Annotated in this window: 13 protein-coding genes; 9 read left to right on the top strand and 4 right to left on the bottom strand. The window is 70.8% G+C overall.

The genetic code is table 11. The annotated features are described in order from the left end of the window. Position 1: 1 nt before the first annotated feature. A complete protein-coding gene (locus tag AAHF99_RS12400) occupies positions 2-1,330 on the bottom strand; it encodes an Nramp family divalent metal transporter (protein ID WP_342164635.1) in 1,329 nt (442 codons plus the stop codon). 140 nt (positions 1,331-1,470) lie between these two features. Between AAHF99_RS12400 and mntR the strand changes: the two genes are divergently transcribed. The 3 genes from mntR to AAHF99_RS12415 all read left to right on the top strand — a co-directional run bounded on the left by mntR (position 1,471) and on the right by AAHF99_RS12415 (position 2,588). Beyond that, positions 1,471-1,929 (top strand): manganese-binding transcriptional regulator MntR, encoded by a 459-nt coding sequence (mntR, locus tag AAHF99_RS12405; RefSeq protein WP_342164637.1) that lies wholly within the window; start codon positions 1,471-1,473, stop codon positions 1,927-1,929. 102 nt (positions 1,930-2,031) lie between these two features. Next, complete coding sequence (locus AAHF99_RS12410; RefSeq protein WP_342164638.1) at positions 2,032-2,232, top strand: DUF4926 domain-containing protein; 201 nt, start codon at positions 2,032-2,034, stop codon at positions 2,230-2,232. Then, entirely contained in the window at positions 2,229-2,588 is a 360-nt protein-coding gene (locus AAHF99_RS12415; RefSeq protein ID WP_342164639.1) for a DUF6883 domain-containing protein, read from the top strand. The genes AAHF99_RS12410 and AAHF99_RS12415 overlap by 4 nt, the downstream gene beginning before the upstream one ends. Positions 2,589-2,594: 6 nt before the next feature. Here AAHF99_RS12415 and AAHF99_RS12420 read toward each other — a convergent pair whose 3' ends face one another. Further along, positions 2,595-3,779: a zinc-binding metallopeptidase family protein gene (locus AAHF99_RS12420; RefSeq protein ID WP_342164640.1), complete on the bottom strand. Its 1,185-nt coding sequence runs from the start codon at positions 3,777-3,779 to the stop codon at positions 2,595-2,597. A 205-nt stretch (positions 3,780-3,984) separates the two neighbouring features. On the opposite strand from AAHF99_RS12420, the gene AAHF99_RS12425 reads away from it, so the two are divergent. The 5 genes from AAHF99_RS12425 (at position 3,985) to AAHF99_RS12445 (ending at position 11,324) form a co-directional block, all read left to right on the top strand. Next, the gene (locus tag AAHF99_RS12425; protein WP_342164641.1) at positions 3,985-7,251 is read left to right on the top strand and encodes a transglutaminase family protein; all 3,267 of its coding nucleotides are present in this window, start codon (positions 3,985-3,987) and stop codon (positions 7,249-7,251) included. Further along, positions 7,248-9,776: a circularly permuted type 2 ATP-grasp protein gene (locus AAHF99_RS12430; RefSeq protein WP_342164643.1), complete on the top strand. Its 2,529-nt coding sequence runs from the start codon at positions 7,248-7,250 to the stop codon at positions 9,774-9,776. Before AAHF99_RS12425 ends, AAHF99_RS12430 begins: the two co-directional genes overlap by 4 nt. Before the next feature lie 34 nt (positions 9,777-9,810). Further along, entirely contained in the window at positions 9,811-10,710 is a 900-nt protein-coding gene (locus AAHF99_RS12435; protein ID WP_342164645.1) for a transglutaminase family protein, read from the top strand. Positions 10,711-10,779: 69 nt separating this feature from the next. Further along, on the top strand, positions 10,780-11,004 hold the full coding sequence (locus AAHF99_RS12440; protein ID WP_342164646.1) for an antitoxin MazE family protein: 225 nt from the start codon (positions 10,780-10,782) through the stop codon (positions 11,002-11,004). Beyond that, positions 11,001-11,324 (top strand): type II toxin-antitoxin system PemK/MazF family toxin, encoded by a 324-nt coding sequence (locus AAHF99_RS12445; RefSeq protein WP_342164647.1) that lies wholly within the window; start codon positions 11,001-11,003, stop codon positions 11,322-11,324. Before AAHF99_RS12440 ends, AAHF99_RS12445 begins: the two co-directional genes overlap by 4 nt. 3 nt (positions 11,325-11,327) lie before the next feature. On the opposite strand, the gene AAHF99_RS12450 is transcribed toward AAHF99_RS12445, so the two are convergent. Together AAHF99_RS12450 and AAHF99_RS12455 are read right to left on the bottom strand one after the other, a co-directional pair. Then, positions 11,328-11,876, bottom strand: coding sequence for a c-type cytochrome, methanol metabolism-related (locus tag AAHF99_RS12450; protein ID WP_243951967.1), 549 nt, complete (start codon positions 11,874-11,876; stop codon positions 11,328-11,330). Positions 11,877-11,960: 84 nt separating this feature from the next. Beyond that, on the bottom strand, positions 11,961-13,664 hold the full coding sequence (locus AAHF99_RS12455; RefSeq protein WP_342164649.1) for a lysine--tRNA ligase: 1,704 nt from the start codon (positions 13,662-13,664) through the stop codon (positions 11,961-11,963). A gap of 188 nt (positions 13,665-13,852) precedes the next feature. Here AAHF99_RS12455 and AAHF99_RS12460 point away from each other — a divergent pair, with 188 nt between their 5' ends. Next, positions 13,853-14,335 (top strand): SRPBCC family protein, encoded by a 483-nt coding sequence (locus AAHF99_RS12460; RefSeq protein ID WP_342164650.1) that lies wholly within the window; start codon positions 13,853-13,855, stop codon positions 14,333-14,335. The last annotated feature ends 88 nt before the right edge of the window (positions 14,336-14,423 follow it).

Consider the following 14,423-nt stretch of genomic DNA (forward strand, 5'->3'; position numbering starts at 1 on the left):
CTCACTCCCCCAACCCCGGCACCGGCACCCCGAAGGCCTGGGCCAGCAGCACCACGTTCAGCGCCAGCACCACCGCCGCCCCGGCGGTGGCGGCGGCCCTGGTCCAGGGCCCGTTGGCGAAGGCCCCCATCACGCTGGGCCGGCTCGTGAACACCACGAGGGCGATCATCGGCACCGGCAAGGCGAGCGACAGCACCACCTGACTGAGCACCAGCGCCCGCGTCGGGTCCACCCCCGCCGCGACCACGACGAAGGCAGGCGCCATCGTCACGAGCCGGCGCACCAGGAGCGGGATGTGCCAGCCCGTAAAACCCTGCATCACCATCTGCCCGGCCATCGTGCCCACCACCGAGGACGACACGCCCGAGGCGATGAGCGAGACGAGGAAGGCCCCCGCCGCCGCCGGGCCGAGCAGGGGCGTCAGCGTCTTGTACGCCTCCTGGATCTCGGCCACCTCGCTGTGGCCGGCATGGAAGGCCGAAGCCGCCATGATCACCATCGCCATGTTGACGAGGCCCGCCAGCGCCAGGGCGATCAGCACCTCCCGGTCGGAGAAGCGCACGAGGAGACGGCGGTCGGCCTCGTTGCGCGGGGCGCCGCGCCCCTGGGTCAGGCCGGAATGCAGGAACAGGGCGTGGGGCATCACCGTGGCGCCGATGATCCCGACCGCGATGGTCAGGGCCTCGGCGTCGGGAATCCTCGGGGTGACGAGCCCCTTGGCCGCCTCGCCCCAGGCGACGGGGGCGATCAGCAATTCCGCCGCGTAGCAGAGGCCGATCGTGCCGACCATCGCGCCGATGGCGATCTCCAACGGCCGGAACCCCCGGTTCTCCAGCATCAGGATCGCGTAGGTGACCACCGCCGTGATTCCCATCCCCGCCATCAGCGGGATGCCGGCGAGGAGCGACAGGCCGATGGCCCCGCCCAGGAATTCCGCGAGGTCGGTCGCCATCGCCGCGATCTCGCTGACGCCCCAGGCGGCCAGTCGCCAGGGGCGGGGCATGGCCTCGCGGCAATGCTCGGCGAGATGCTTGCCGGTGACGATCCCGAGCCGGGCCGAGAGGGCCTGGAACAGCATCGCGGTGAGGTTCGCCGCCAGCACCACCCAGAGCAGGCTGTACCCATAGCGGGCGCCGGCCTGGATGTTCGTCGCGAAGTTGCCGGGGTCCATGTAGGCGATGGAGGCCGTCACCGCCGGCCCCGCGAAGAGCAGGAACCGGGCGCGCCCGCCCGGCCGCCCGTCGAGCACGGCGCGGATGCCGTCCTCCGTCGAACGGCTGAGCGCGCCCTCGGCCCGCTTCTCCGCCACGGCGAGATCGCCTGCCGCCATGCCCGTTCAATCTCCTTCGTATAGCATCGGCTATATAGAAAAGCCGAGGCTCGCGGCAAGGGCTTTCACTGGCTTGGCGGATTGCAACGGCCTTGGCCCTCGCTCTAAGGACGGGGTAGGGCTCGGACGGAGGCGATCGGATGCAGGAAGCGGACTCCTCCGGCCGGAACGAGACCGCGCTCGTCGATCCCGAGCGCCATGTCGAGAGCTTCCGGCAGGCGCGCGAGGCGCGGCGGCTGGAACTGGTCGAGGATTACGTCGAGTTGATCGACGACCTGATCGGCGACGGCGGCGAGGCCCGGCAGGTGGACATCGCGGCCCGCCTCGGGGTGGCGCAGCCGACCGTCGCCAAGATGCTGAAGCGCCTGTGCGACGAGGGTCTGGTGCAGCAGCGGCCCTATCGCGGGGTGTTCCTGACGGAAGCCGGCAAGCGGCTCGCGGGCGAGGCGCGGGAGCGCCACCGCATCGTGGAGCGCTTCCTCTGCGCGCTCGGCGTCAGCCCCGAGACCGCCCGCCGGGACGCCGAGGGCATCGAGCACCATGTCAGCGCCGAGACGCTGGAGGCATTCCGGGCGTTTGCCGAGACGCGGCGGGGGTGACGCGTTGCATTCGGCCGGGGAAGGATTATTCTCCGCGGCATGGGTGTACGGCTGACGACATCGACACTTCCTGGCTACGGGGAACACGGACTCGATGAGCCCGTGCGCGAACTCGACCGCGTCCGCGTGCTCCGGCCCGTCGCGGGTGACGACGACCTGACGGTGCCGGAAGGCGCCACCGGAACCGTCGTGGCGATCTACGCCGATGGCGAGGCCTTCGAAGTCGAGTTCACCGACCCGGTCGATACCCTGGCGACGGTCGATGCCGCCGCCCTGCGCCTCGTGGAGCGCGCGGCGAGGTGACGGATTGGGACGAGTGGCCGCGAAGGTTTCACATCGCCCCGGCCAAGATTACGGACTACCTGCTCAACCCCGATCACAGGGATGGCGCCGCGAAGTGTCGTTTTCTCGCGGCATTCGGCTTCGAACCCGGCAAGCCGGACGACCTGACCCGGGCTCTGTTCGACCATAGCCGGCACAGCAACTTTCGGGGCTGGGTGCGGGCGCATCGGGCCGTGAAGCTCTACTTCGAAGGGCCCTTGGCCGCCGTCAGGGGACCCGCCCCTCGGGTCAGGAGCGTCTGGCAAGTCGATGAGGCCGACGCGTCGAGGACGGCCCGCTTCATCACCCTGAAGCCGCTTCCGCGCCCGCGTCAGTGATCCCCCTCACACGGTCGGCGCGGCGACCTTCTGGCGGAGGCCGGTGATGACCGCGCGGAGGATGTCCGCGTCGGCCTCGTCGGGGGTGGGCATCACGCCGACCCGGGCGGAGTAGATGCGCTCGTGGACGAAGGCGAGCTTGGCGATCACCGCCGGCGTCAGCTTGAACGGGTAGAGCGCCGGCTGGCCCATGCTGCTCGACAGGGAATTCACCGCGTAGGTCAGCGGCAGCCACGCCTCGATCAGCCGGTCGAGGTCGGCCGTGTCGTAGGGGTCGAAATCGATCACCGTCGGCGCCGGGGGGCCGTGGCGCAGGCGCGGCCGCACATGCAGCTCGAAGGTCGAGGCGGTCTCGATCGTGTCGACGATGTGCAGGTAGTGGGCGAAGGTCTCGGCGAAATCCTCCCACGGATGGGCGGTGGCGTAGGCCGAGACGTAGCTGCCCTCCCAGTCGGGCGGGGCGCCCCCGGCGTAATGATCGTGCAGGGCCTGGACGTAGTTGCGCCGCTCGTCCCCGAACAGCGCCCTGAAAGCCCCCTCGACCGGGCTGTTCATCACCAGCAAGTACCAGAAATAATGCCCGATCTCGTGGCGGAAATGCCCGAGCAGGGTGCGGTAATGCTCGCCGAACAGGATCCGGCGCCGCTCGCGCTCGACGTCGTCCGCCTCGGCGATGTTCATGGTGATGAGGCCGTTGATGTGCCCCGTCAGCACGGGCGCCCCGGCGGCGTTCACCTCGGAGGGGTCGGCCAGGAAGTCGAAGGCGAGCCCGTCCGTGTATTGCTCGCGGGTGGCCAGCGGCAGTTCGAGGCGCAGCAGCGAGTAGAAGAGCCGGTGCTTGGCCGCCTCGATCTGGCGCCAGCGGACGAGGTTCCACGGCAGGGTGAGGTCGGGCACCACGCGGTTGTGGCGGCAGCAGGTGCAGAAGATGTCCGGGCTGCCCTCCGGCACCAGCCAGTTGCAGGCGTTCCCGACGGCGTTCTGGCAATAGCGGTAGCGCGGCCCGGAATCGGCATAGGCGTGGAAGATCTGCGCGCCGCCCATCCGCGGATGTGCCGAGAAGCCGGCGGGCTCCAGCGCCGAGACCTCATGCCGGGCGCAGACATAGCCGAGGCGCCGCTCACAGCTCTCGCAGCCGGTCGCCTCGAAGGTGACCGGCTGGTCGCAGGCCTGACACTGGAAGATCTTCATGGTCCGGGGTCCCAGGGGCCGGCACGCCGGCCCCGCGCGGTCAAGCGGAGGAGCAAGGCAAAGTTCCTGCCGGAGCGCGGGCCCACCATCCCCGCACGGAAATTGCTTTGCAACGTGGGCTTGCCGCATAACCGGAGGGTGCCGGGTCCGGTCCGCGCCACCCGTCCGAGATCCTGTGTGCGACATCCTGTGTGACGGAGCCCCCGTGTCGATCAAAGTCGCCCTGCACCACGTCACGCATTACCGCTACGACCGGCCGATCGGGCTCGGCCCCCAGGTGATCCGCCTGCGGCCGGCGCCGCACGCGCGCACGCAAGTGCCCGCCTACGCCCTGAAGGTCACGCCGCAGAACCACTTCATCAACTGGCAGCAGGATCCGAGCGGCAACTGGCTCGCCCGCCTCGTCTTCCCCGAGAAGACCGACGAATTGCGGATCGAGGTCGATCTCACCGCCGAGATGGCGGTGATCAACCCGTTCGACTTCTTCGTCGAGGATTACGCCCAGACGCGGGGCTTCGCCTACGACCCGGACCTGCGCGAGGAACTCGCCCCCTATCTCGTCCCCGTCGATGCGGACGGGCCGGAGATCGAGGCGCTGCTCGCCCGCCTGCCGGCGGAGACCAACACCGTCCTGTTCCTCGTGGCCCTCAACGCGCTCATCGCGGGCGAGATCGCCTACGGCGTGCGCATGGAGCCGGGGGTGCAGACCCCCGCCGAGACCCTGACCCTGAAGAGCGGCTCCTGCCGCGATTCGGCGTGGCTGCTGGTGCAGGTGCTGCGCCGGATCGGCCTCGCGGCCCGGTTCGTCTCCGGCTACCTGATCCAGCTCGTGCCCGACACCACTGCCGTGGACGGCCCGACCGGCGCCTCCCAGGACTTCACCGACCTCCATGCCTGGGCGGAGGTCTACATCCCCGGCGCCGGCTGGGTCGGCATGGACGCAACCTCCGGCCTGCTCACGGGGGAGGGGCACATCCCGCTAGCCGCCACGCCGCATTATCGCTCGGCCGCGCCGATCTCCGGCCTCGCGGAGCCCGCCGAGACGACCTTCGACTTCGCCATGAGCCTCAGCCGCGTGGCCGAGGCGCCGCGGGTGACAAAGCCCTATTCCGAGGATGTCTGGACGGCGATGGACCGGCTCGGCGAAAAGGTCGATGCCGACCTCGCCAAGCAGGACGTGCGCCTGACCATGGGCGGCGAGCCCACCTTCGTCTCAATCGACGATTTCGAGGCGTCGGAGTGGAACATCTCCGCCGTCGGCCCGACCAAGCGCGGCTTGGCCGACCAGCTGATCCGGCGGCTCCGCGACCGCTTCGGGCCGGGGGGGCTGCTCCATTACGGCCAGGGCAAGTGGTATCCCGGCGAGAGCCTGCCGCGCTGGGCCTTCGCCCTCTACTGGCGCAAGGACGGCCAGCCCGTCTGGCGCGACGCCGCCCTGATCGCCCCCGAGGGCGGGACGGGCACGGCGACGATCACCCAGGCCAAGGCCTTCGCGGAGGCGCTGGCCGCCCGGCTCGGCCTCGAACGCTTCGTCTTCCCCGCCTTCGAGGACGGGGAGATCTGGGAGAAGAAGCGCGCCGAACTGCCCGTGAACGTGACGGTCGCGGCGGCGACCTCGGGCTCCGTCGAGTTCGATGCCCGGATCAAGCGGGTCTACGAGCGCGGCCTCGGGGAGGCGGCGGGCTACGTGCTGCCGCTGGCGAGCCTGCCCACCGGCAAGGACGGCGATGCCGACCGTGTCTGGATCTCGGAGGCCTGGGAGTTCGGGCGCGGCCACGCCCATCTCGTGCCGGGCGATTCCCCCGTGGGCTACCGGCTGCCGCTCTCCTCGCTGCCCTACGTGCCGCCGGAGCACTACCCCTATTACCAGCCGCAGGACCCGCTGGAGGACCGCGGCGCCCTGCCGGAGGGCAAGCCCGCGACCCACATCAACGGCGGGGGCGTCAGCGGCGTCGCCGTGCGCACGGCCCTCGCCGTCGAGCCCCGCGACGGGGTGATCCGGGTGTTCATGCCCCCGACCCAGCGGGCGGACGAATACCTCGAACTCGTGGCGCATCTCGAGGCCGTGGCGACGGACCTGAAGCAGCCGATCCATGTGGAGGGCTACGAGCCGCCCTTCGATCCGCGCCTATCGCTCATCAAGGTCACGCCCGATCCCGGCGTCATCGAGATCAACGTCCATCCCGCCGCCTCCTGGCGGGAGGCGGTCGACATCACCACCCACCTCTACGAGGAAGCCCGCCAGACCCGGCTGGGCGCCGAGAAGTTCATGACCGACGGCCGCCATACCGGTACGGGCGGCGGCAACCACGTGGTCCTCGGGGGCGTCACGCCGGACGATTCACCGTTCCTGCGGCGGCCGGACCTGCTCAAGAGCATCGTGCTCTACTGGCAGCGCCACCCGGCTTTGTCCTACCTGTTCTCCGGCCTCTACATCGGCCCGACGAGCCAAGCGCCGCGCATCGACGAGGGCCGCCACGACGGCCTCTACGAGCTGGAGATCGCCCTGGCGCAGGTGCCGGCGCCCGACACGCCCAACATCCCCCGCTGGCTGGTGGACCGGCTGTTCCGCAACATCCTGATCGACGTCACCGGCAACACCCACCGGGCCGAGATCTGCATCGACAAGCTCTACTCGCCGGACGGCCCCACCGGGCGCCTCGGCCTCCTGGAGTTCCGCGCCTTCGAGATGCCGCCGGATGCGCGCATGTCCCTCGCGCAGCAATTGCTGCTGCGGGCGCTGGTCGCGTGGCTGTGGCGGGAGCCGCAGCAGGGGGGCTGTGTCCGCTGGGGCACGAGCCTGCACGATCGCTTCATGCTCCCCCATTTCCTCTGGGCGGACTTCCTCGACGTGCTGGCAGACCTGCGCGGGGCGGGCTACGATTTCGATCCCACGGCGTTCGAGGCGCAGGCCCTGTTCCGCTTCCCGGTCTTCGGCACCGTGGAGCAGGGCGGGGTGCGCCTCGAACTGCGCCAGGCCCTGGAGCCGTGGCACGTGATGGGCGAGGAAGGGACGAGCGGGGGCACCGTGCGCTTCGTCGACAGTTCGGTCGAGCGGCTGCAGGTCAAGGTCGAGGGCTTCGTCCCCGGCCGGCACGTCGTCGCGTGCAACGGCCGCCGCCTGCCCATGACGAGCACCGGCCGGGCCGGGGAGGCGGTGGCGGGCCTGCGCTTCAAGGCGTGGCAGCCGGCCTCGTCGCTGCACCCGACGATCCCCGCCCACTCGCCGCTCACCTTCGATATTCTGGACACGTGGAGCGGGCGCTCGCTGGGCGGCTGCCGCTACCATGTCGCCCATCCGGGCGGGCGCAACTACGAGACCCATCCCGTCAACACCTACGAGGCCGAGGGGCGGCGCCTCGCCCGGTTCCAACCGAACGGCCACACGCCGGGCCGCGTCGCCATGCCGGCCGAGGAGGGGAGCGCCGAGTTCCCCCTGACCCTCGACCTGCGGACACCCGCGCCCCGATGAGCGCGGCGCTCGCGATCGGCCTCGAGCCGGGCGAGAGTCCGGCGCAGCGGGTCGCGCGCTGGACCGCCTCCTATCGCCCGCAGCCGGGCCTGCCCGACGAGTTCGTCGGGCCGGACGGGCAGCCCCGGGCGGTCTGGCGGCGGCTGCTCGAACGCCTCGGCGGGTTGCCCGAGGCCGAGATCATGGCCCGTTTCGTCTCGGCGGAGCGGCATATCCGCGACGCGGGCATCTCCTTCCGCATCGCGGGGGACCAGCGGGAGCATCCCTGGCCGCTCGGCTCCATGCCCCTGGTGATCGAGGCGGGCGAGTGGCGCGACCTCCGCGCCGGCCTCATCCAGCGGGCCGAGCTGATGGAGGCGATCCTCACCGACGTCTACGGGCCGGGGGACCTCGTCGCCACCGGCCACCTGCCCGCCGCCATCGTCGCCGGCAGCCCGGACTTCCTGCATCCGCTGCACGGGGTGGCGCCCTCCGGCGGCCACCACCTGCGGCTCTACGCGGCCGATCTCGGGCGGGGCCCGGACGGGCGCTGGCAGGTGCTGGCCGACCGGACGCAGGCCCCCTCGGGCCTCGGCTGGGCGCTGGAGAACCGCATGGTCCTCGCCCGGACCTTCCCCGACTTCTTCCAGGACCTGCATGTCGAGCGCCTGCCGGGCTTCTTCCAGGCGTTCCGGGAGGGGCTGGCGCTCGGCGCCGAGCGGGCCGACCCGCGCATCTGCCTGCTGACCTCCGGCCCCTACAGCTCGACCTATGTCGAGCAGGCGGCGCTCGCCCGCTATCTCGGCCTGATGCTGGTGGAGGGCGACGACCTCGTCATGCAGGACGGGCGGCTGCATGTCCGTACCGTCTCCGGCCTCAAGCGCGCCGACGCCCTGTGGCGGCGGATCGACGCCGACTATCTCGACCCGCTGGAACTCAACGCGACCTCGCGGCTCGGGGTGCCGGGGGTGCTCGACGCCCTGCGCAACGGCTCCCTGGTGATGGCCAACATGCCGGGCTCCGGCCTCGTGGAGTCGGCGGCACTGACGCCCTATCTCGAGGGCCTGTGCCAGCGGCTGCTCGGCGAGCCCCTGCGCCTGTCCCACCCCAAGGCGTGGTGGTGCGGCGACCTCGAAGGGCTCGCCCATGTCCAGGCGAACCTCGACAACCTGATCCTGCGCCCCGCCGCGACGCCCCAGCGCGGGGCCGGGCGCGATGCGCTGCTGGCCCCCTCGGCGCTGGCCGCCGGCCGGGCGGCGGTGGTGGACGCCCTGCGCGACCGCCCCTTCGACACCGTCGCCCAGGAGCCCGCGCCGTTCTCGACCATGCCGGGCTGGGAGCGGGGCCCGGACGGCCTCTATCTCGTGCCGCGCCCCTTCGTGATGCGCGTCTTCGCGGCGCGCACCGCCGCTGGCTGGACGGTGATGCCCGGCGGGTTCTGCCGGATGGCCGAGCGGGACAACATCGATCCCCTGGAACTGCGCCTCGGCATCCGCTCGGCGGATGTGTGGGTCCTGTCCGACGAGCCCATCGCCACGCCGGTCATCGGCTCGCACGCGGCCCCCCGGGTGCGGCGCATCGGGGGCCATCTCCCGGCGCGGGCGGCGGACGGGCTGTTCTGGTTCGGGCGCTACGCCGAGCGCGCGGAGGCCATCACCCGCCTGACCCTGGCGCATCTGCGCAGCTTCGGCGACGCGGTGGGAGCCGACATCTCCGGCTCGCCGGACGCCCCCGCCGCCCTGGCGATCCGCGCCCTCCTCGACGAGTGGGCCTGCGTCGGCGCCGCCGACCTGCCCACCGCGGCCCTGGCGCAGGAGGCCCTGTGCGGGCGCGACCAGCCGGGCTCGGCGCGGGCGCACGTCACCTCCGCCCGCCGCAACGCCGCCGCCCTGCGGGCGCGCCTGTCCGGCGAGCTCTGGCGGGTGCTGGCCGACCTGTCGGAGCTGCTCTCCCTCGACACGGAGCGCGCCTTCACGGAATCGCAGCTCGCCACGCGGGCCGAGCGGACGCTCAGCCACCTCGCCGCGCTCGCGGGCCTTGCCCACGAGAACACCAGCCGGGCCGAGGGCTGGCACTTCGCCGAACTCGGCCGGCGGATCGAGCGGGCGATCAACACCTGCACCTTCGCCCTGGCCTTCGCCAACGACGAGGCGACGCCGGGCTGCCTCGGGACGATGCTGGCGCTGGCGGATTCGCAGATCAGCTACGGCCGCCGCTACATGCAGGGCGCCGCCCTGGACCCCGTGCGGGACATGGTGCTCCTCGACCCCTACAACCCGCGCTCGATCGCCTTCCAGATGGAGGCCATCGTCCGCCACCTCTCGGAACTGCCCGCCCTGTCGGCGGACGGCATCCCCGAGCCCCATTGTCGGCTGGCGGGGCGGATCCTCGGCGACCTGCGGGCGGGGGAGGCTGCGGATTTCGACGCGGTGCGCCTCGCCGCCCTCGGCACCGACCTCGAACGCCTCGCCGACGGCATCGCCACCCGCTATTTCCCGACCTGGCCGCACGCGCCCCGTCAGGAAAAGCTGACGGGCCTCGCCTGATGGCCGCCCCTCTCACCGGATTCGCGGGCGTGGCATGATCTACACCCTGCGCCACCGCACCACCTACCGCTACGGCCGGGCGGTGAGCTTCGCCCGCTGCTCCCTGCGCCTCAAGCCGGCGGACGGGGAGGGGCAGAGCGTGCTGGCGAGCGCCGTCACCATCGATCCGAGCCCGACCCGCGCGGTGACCCGGCGGGACTATTTTGGCATCGAGTCGGTGGCGATCACCCTGGAGGCGCCGCATACGAGCTTCAGCGTCGAGGCCCTGTCCACTGTGCGGGTGGAGCGCCTGCCGCCGCCCGCGCCGGAGGAGGGCCTGGGCTGGGAGCGCGTCCGCGACGGGGCGGTGGCCGCCCGCGACATCGGGGGGCGGGCGCCGATCCACTTCCTGTTCCCGAGCGACCGGGCGCCGATCCTGCGCGACATCACGGACTACGCCCGGCCGAGCTTCACCCCCGGCCGCAGCGCCTACGGCGCGGCCCACGACCTGATGCTGCGCATCCGCACCGACTTCCGCTTCGACGCGCGGGCGACCAACGTCCACACGCCGATCGCCGAGGCCTTCGCCGGCCGGGCCGGCGTCTGCCAGGACTTCGCCCACGTGATGATCGCGGCCCTGCGCGGCATGGGTCTGCCGGCGGCCTATGTCAGCGGCTACCTGCGCACGGTCCCGCCGCCCGGCCGCCCGCGCCTGCGCGGCGCCGACGCGAGCCATGCCTGGGTGGCGGTGTGGTGCGGGCAGATGTGGCACGGCCTCGACCCGACCAATGCCTGCGCCGTGCAGGACGACCACATCGTGGTGGCGCGGGGCCGCGACTACAACGACGTCGCCCCGATCGACGGCATCGTCAGCGGCTCCGGCCGCCAGCGCCTGAAGGTCGAGGTGGACGTCATCCCCGAGACCGAGATGCAGGATCTGGCCCTGGTGGGGTGAAAGAGCCCCAAAGACTCGTCACCGACCCACCTTTGTGTTACATGTAACGCAGCGGTGGAAGGTGAACCGATGCCCACAACCGTCAGTGTGAGAGTGCGCAAGCGGCGGGATGCGTTGCGGGCGGCCGGACTGCGTCCGGTCCAGATCTGGGTCCCCGACATGCGTCGTCCCGGCTTTGCCGAGGAATGCCTTCGCCAGTCACGCGTGGTCGCTGCCGCCGATGCGGCCGATGTCGAACTCGACGATTTCCTCGACGCGGCCCTGGCCGATCTCGTGGATCCTCAAGACCCGTGAGACGGGGCGACCTCGTCACGGTCGCGCTTCAGGGCGATTTCGGCAAGCCGCGCCCGGCCCTCGTGATCCAATCCGATCAGTTCCCCGAGACCCACACGGTGACGGTCCTGCTCCTGTCGGGAACCATGATCGATGCGCCGCTCCTCCGACCGACGATCCAGCCAAGCTCCCGGAACGGTCTCAAGAAGCCATCCCAGGTGCAGGTCGACAAGGTCATGACGGTCAAGCGCGACAGGATCGGCGCCCGGATCGGCCGCCTCGATGACGACACCCTGGTGGCGGTGACCCGCTCCCTGGTGCTGTTCCTCGGCCTGGGCTGACCCTCACTTCATGCACTCGTCCTCCGCCTTGGTGAAGGCGGCGGGCTTGGGCTCGTGCTCGGGGGGCCGGTTGCGGCCGACCGCGCCTTCGGCCCGGGCGCGAAGGTAGGTGTAGATGCCGGGCATGTAGCACATGACGTTCCGGTTATCGCCGAAGGCCGGCATGACCAGCTCCTGCGAGGCGTTCACGTCCTTCTTGCCGCCGACGATGATGCCGGCGAAATGCGCGTAGTCCATACCCTTCAGGGCATCGACCAGGGAGGGCGCGTAGGTCGAGCCCATGCCGTCCGGGCCGTGGCAGACGATGCAGTTGGCGTTGTACCGGAGGTACCCCGACATCGTGTACCAATCGACCTTCTTGCCGCCGTCGGTGACATGGTAGGTCGGGTCGCCGTTCTTGTCGGTGTATTGCCCGTCCTGGACCTTGGCCGGCTGGGTCGAGCCGAGGCTCTTGAGATCCGCCCCGCCGGACGGGTCCGCCGGGGTCGCCGCGAGGGCGGGCAGGGCGCCCGCCAGCAGGCACACGAGGCCGATGCAGCCGATGCCGCGCATTCCGTTCCTCCCGTCGTGATACTGGCCTTTGGGCGCAGCGTCGTGACAACAGGCGAGTACGGCAGGAAGTCCGCGGCCGGTTGATCAAGTTGTCGTGCGTGAACCACCCAGGAAGACTTGGTGCTCCGCGATCAACTCCCCCGACAACGCCTTGGCGATCAGCGCCCGCGTCTCCGCGACGCCGTAGAGGGCGACGAAGGAGCCGAAGCGCGGGCCGCGCGCCTCGCCGAACAGCACGTTGTACAGGGTCGTGAACCACGCCTGCGACACGCCGGGGCGTCCGTCCGGGCTCTTGGCCTTGCCCGACAGGTCGGGGAAATGCCGCCGCCCGACCTCGTAGACCGCCGCCTGCAGGGCCTCCGGATCGGTGGAGCCGGCCTGCTCGGCGAGCACGGCGTGCAGGTCCTCCAACGCCGCCCGCTCCTCGGGCGTCGGCTCCCGGTAGGTCTTGGCCGGGCGCACGAAGTCCGAAAAGTACTTGAGGGCGTGGCCGACCAGCCGGTCGAGGCCCGGATGAGTCTGCGGCCCGACGCCCGGCGCGTAGCGGCGGATGAAGCCCCACAGCACCGCCGGATCCTCGGTGTTGGCCACCGCCGCGAGGTTGAGGAGCATGGCGAAGGTCAGGCTCGCGCCCTCGACCTTTTCCGGCACCGGCGGTTCGCCGGCGTGAAGATGCCAGACCGGGTTGCCGAGGCGGTTCTTCGGATCCTGCCCGGCATAGCGGTCGAGGAAGCCGATATACTCGTCGACGTGGCGGGGAATCACGTCGAAGAACAGGCGCTTGGCCTCGCGCGGCTTGGTGTACATGAACAGCGCCAGCGAATCCGGCGTGCCGTACTTCAGCCACTCGTCGATGGTCAGGCCGTTGCCCTTCGACTTCGAGATCTTCTGGCCCTTCTCGTCGAGGAACAGTTCGTAGTTGAAGCCCTCCGGCGGCTCGCCGCCGAGCGCCTTCGCGATCTTGCCCGAGAGCTTCACCGAGTCGATCAGGTCCTTGCCGGCCATCTCGTAATCGACGCCGAGCGCCACCCAGCGCATCGCCCAATCGGGCTTCCATTGCAGCTTGGCGTGTCCGCCCGTCACCGGGGTCTCGTAGCCCTCGCCCGTGGCGGGGTCGCGCCACACGATGGTGCCCTTGTCGGCGTGCACCTCATCGATCGGCACCTGCATCACGTGGCCGGTGACGGGGTGGAGCGGCAGGAACGGCGAATAGCTCGCCGAGCGCTCGGCCCGCAGCGACGGGAGCATGATCTCCATCACCGCGTCGTAACGCTCCAGCACCCGCAGCAGCGTCGCGTCGAACAGGCCGGCGCGGTAGCACTCGGTGGCCGAGCGGAACTCGTACGCGAACCCGAAGGCGTCGAGGAAGCGGCGCAGCTCGGCGTTGTTGTGCGCGCCGAAGCTGTCGTGGGTGCCGAACGGATCGGGCACCTTGGTCAGCGGCTGGTTGAGGTGGGCGGCGAGCAATTCGCGGTTCGGCACGTTGTCCGGCACCTTGCGCAGGCCGTCCATGTCGTCCGAGAAGGCGATCAGCCGGGTCGGCACGGAATCGCGGGTCAGCACCCGGAAGGCGTGGCGCACCATGGAGGTGCGGGCCACCTCGCCGAAGGTGCCGATATGCGGCAGGCCCGAGGGGCCGTAGCCGGTCTCGAACAGCACCTCGTTCTTGCCCAGTTTCTCCAGCCGGGCGACGAGCTTGCGCGCCTCCTCGAAAGGCCACGCGGCGGCGGTGGCGGCAGCCTCGATCAGGCCGGGGTCGAGGGTGAGGGCGGGCGGGGCGGCGGCCATGATGTCCGGGGTTCGGGAGCGTTCGGAAACCGATCCCATACCGGGAATCGCCACGCGGCGGAACGCCCAACGGCGCGGATCGCCCGTGCCCCCATTGCCGGGGCGGAGAATACGCCTACGTCAGGCCCGGCCAGAGAAAGCCCCCGCGGCCTCAGCCGCGCTGACACAAACGGACGGAGACTGCCCGCATGTCCATCCTCAACCGCCGCACCCTCGCGCTCGCGGCCCTCGCCTTCACCGCCGCCGCGCCGGCCCACGCGATCGACCTCGAACGCTCGGCCACCATCGCGGCGCCTCCGGCCAAGGTCTGGCAGACGATCGGCGACTTCTGCGGCATCGGCAACTGGCACCCGGCCGTCGAGAAGTGCACCCCCTCCGAGATGGACGGCAAGAAGGTCCGCCTGCTGAACCTCAAGGGTGGCGGCACGATCAAGGAGGAGCAGGTCTCCCGCGACGACAAGGTGATGAGCTACACCTATACGATCCTGGAGAGCCCGCTGCCGGTCTCCGACTACAAGTCGACGCTCTCGGTCGCCCCGGACGGGTCGGGCTCCAAGGTGACGTGGAGCGGCACCTTCAACGCCAAGGGCGCCCCGGACAGCGTGGCCAAGGACGCGGTCCAGGGGATCTACGATTCCGGCCTGAAGGCTCTGAACGACAAGTCCAAGTAGTCGCCAAACAAGAGCGTGACCTCGGATTGACCCACGGCCACGCTCGGCCCAAAACCCTCCGGCTCGCCGGAGGGTCCCGGCGCGAAGG

This window comes from Methylobacterium litchii (genome assembly GCF_038442315.1).
In the GTDB taxonomy this organism is placed as follows: Bacteria; Pseudomonadota; Alphaproteobacteria; order Rhizobiales; family Beijerinckiaceae; genus Methylobacterium; species Methylobacterium litchii.

Bases quoted from the DNA above. Each gene is read 5' to 3' on its own strand.
- AAHF99_RS12400 (WP_342164635.1), bottom strand. From the start codon at position 1,330: ATGGCGGCAGGCGATCTCGCCGTGGCGGAGAAGCGGGCCGAGGGCGCG.
- mntR (WP_342164637.1), top strand. From the start codon at position 1,471: ATGCAGGAAGCGGACTCCTCCGGCCGGAACGAGACCGCGCTCGTCGAT.
- AAHF99_RS12420 (WP_342164640.1), bottom strand. From the start codon at position 3,779: ATGAAGATCTTCCAGTGTCAGGCCTGCGACCAGCCGGTCACCTTCGAG.
- AAHF99_RS12430 (WP_342164643.1), top strand. From the start codon at position 7,248: ATGAGCGCGGCGCTCGCGATCGGCCTCGAGCCGGGCGAGAGTCCGGCG.
- AAHF99_RS12435 (WP_342164645.1), top strand. From the start codon at position 9,811: ATGATCTACACCCTGCGCCACCGCACCACCTACCGCTACGGCCGGGCG.
- AAHF99_RS12440 (WP_342164646.1), top strand. From the start codon at position 10,780: ATGCCCACAACCGTCAGTGTGAGAGTGCGCAAGCGGCGGGATGCGTTG.
- AAHF99_RS12450 (WP_243951967.1), bottom strand. From the start codon at position 11,876: ATGCGCGGCATCGGCTGCATCGGCCTCGTGTGCCTGCTGGCGGGCGCC.
- AAHF99_RS12455 (WP_342164649.1), bottom strand. From the start codon at position 13,664: ATGGCCGCCGCCCCGCCCGCCCTCACCCTCGACCCCGGCCTGATCGAG.
- AAHF99_RS12460 (WP_342164650.1), top strand. From the start codon at position 13,853: ATGTCCATCCTCAACCGCCGCACCCTCGCGCTCGCGGCCCTCGCCTTC.